This is a genomic window from Pelagimonas varians (assembly GCF_003208435.1).
Classification (GTDB): domain Bacteria; phylum Pseudomonadota; class Alphaproteobacteria; order Rhodobacterales; family Rhodobacteraceae; genus Pelagimonas; species Pelagimonas varians.
This window is the reverse complement of the sequence record NZ_QKMF01000052.1, coordinates 1-1,555: the sequence shown is the minus strand read 5'-3', so window position 1 is coordinate 1,555 and position 1,555 is coordinate 1. Positions and strand designations below refer to the sequence as shown.

Below are 1,555 nucleotides of genomic sequence, written 5' to 3'. Positions count from 1 at the left end.
ACTGGCGCTGCCAATGCTTCGCTGTCATCTGACGTTCAGACTTACGCACCAAATGCAGATGTCTCCGCTCTGACCGCAACCGAAGCAAACATGGTCGTCTCCATCTTGCACTCCGGCAACACCGAAAGCGAAAAGCGCAACGCAATCCGCAAGATCGTGAACTGATATCTACCAACCTGATGTGTCGCGCACCGCCCTCCCCGATGCGCGACACCAGATAACAGCGTCGCCCTCTGATTGAGGCGGCGCTGTTTCTTTTTGCTCCCACCAGATCGGCATAGATTGATTTTTCGACGAAAAATCGCGCCCCACAAAAGCAAAAGGCCGCCCCTTGCGGAGCGGCCTTTCAGAATATCATCTCAACTGGAACCAGTTGGGATTACTCGATGATTTTGGAAACAACGCCCGAACCTACGGTACGGCCACCTTCGCGGATCGCGAAACGCAGACCATCTTCCATGGCGATTGGGGCGATCAGCTCAACCGCGAACTTCAGGTTGTCACCTGGCATAACCATTTCTGTGCCCTCGGGCAGCGAAACAGTACCGGTCACGTCTGTTGTACGGAAGTAGAACTGTGGGCGGTAGTTCTTGAAGAACGGCGTGTGACGGCCACCTTCGTCTTTGGTCAGAATGTAGACCTCAGCTTCGAACTTGGTGTGTGGGTTAACCGACTTTGGCTTACATAGAACCTGACCACGCTCAACGCCTTCACGGTCGATACCGCGCAGCAGAACGCCAACGTTGTCACCAGCTTCACCGCGATCCAGCAGCTTGCGGAACATTTCAACACCGGTACAGGTGGTGGTGGTGGTGTCACGGATGCCAACGATTTCGAGGCTATCGCCAACGTTAACAACACCGCGCTCAACACGGCCGGTCACAACTGTACCACGACCGGAAATCGAGAATACGTCTTCGATAGGCAGCAAGAAAGGCTGGTCAATCGCGCGCTCTGGCTGTGGGATGTACTCATCCACGGCGGCCATCAGCTCTTTGATTTTCTCTTCACCAATCTCTGGGTCGCGGCCTTCCATGGCTGCCAGAGCAGAACCTGCGATGATTGGAAGATCGTCGCCAGGGTAACCGTATTCGGTCAGCAGCTCACGGATTTCCATCTCAACCAGTTCAAGCAGCTCTTCGTCGTCTACCTGGTCAACTTTGTTCATGAAAACAACCATTGCGGGGATGCCAACCTGGCGACCCAGCAAGATGTGCTCGCGTGTCTGAGGCATTGGGCCGTCAGCTGCGTTCACAACCAGGATCGCGCCGTCCATCTGCGCCGCACCGGTGATCATGTTTTTGACGTAGTCGGCGTGGCCGGGGCAGTCAACGTGAGCGTAGTGACGGTTAGGTGTCTCATACTCAACGTGCGCTGTAGAGATCGTGATACCACGCGCTTTTTCTTCTGGCGCACCATCAATCTGGTCATACGCTTTGAAGTCACCAAAATACTTGGTGATCGCCGCTGTCAGTGTGGTCTTGCCGTGGTCAACGTGGCCGATTGTGCCGATGTTGCAGTGCGGCTTACCGCGTTCAAACTTTTCCTTACCCAT

At 54.8% G+C, this 1,555-nt stretch carries 1 protein-coding gene; it reads right to left on the bottom strand.

All coding sequences use genetic code 11. The annotated features are described in order from the left end of the window. Positions 1-379: 379 nt before the first annotated feature. Positions 380-1,555 (bottom strand): elongation factor Tu, encoded by a 1,176-nt coding sequence (gene tuf, locus C8N36_RS23900; protein WP_097804419.1) that lies wholly within the window; start codon positions 1,553-1,555, stop codon positions 380-382.